The 292-nt window shown below is 45.9% G+C and carries 1 protein-coding gene; it reads left to right on the forward strand.

The features are described 5' to 3' along the window. A partial coding sequence (locus J4G32_RS20855; protein WP_210497571.1) for a cupin domain-containing protein occupies positions 1–292 on the forward strand: 292 nt, incomplete at both ends.

Raw genomic sequence — 292 nt, forward strand, 5'->3', positions numbered from 1 at the left:
GCGGATGATGCAGCTACAGGTTAACGCAACGGAAATCAAAACGGTTTATGAGCAGCAGCTCTTCAATGGCAAAAATTTCCATGTGTTTATCTATAACAAGACGGAAAGCGTCACCGGGCTGCATCAGCACGACTACTATGAATTTACCCTGGTATTAACCGGACGTTATTACCAGGAGATCAACGGGAAGCGTGTGCTGCTGGAACGTGGAGATTTTGTTTTTATCCCGGTGGGGTCGAATCACCAAAGTTTCTATGAGTTTGGCGCAACGCGTATTCTGAACGTAGGAATT

It is taken from the genome of Microvirga antarctica, from assembly GCF_017921815.1.
In the GTDB taxonomy this organism is placed as follows: Bacteria; Pseudomonadota; Alphaproteobacteria; order Rhizobiales; family Beijerinckiaceae; genus Microvirga; species Microvirga antarctica.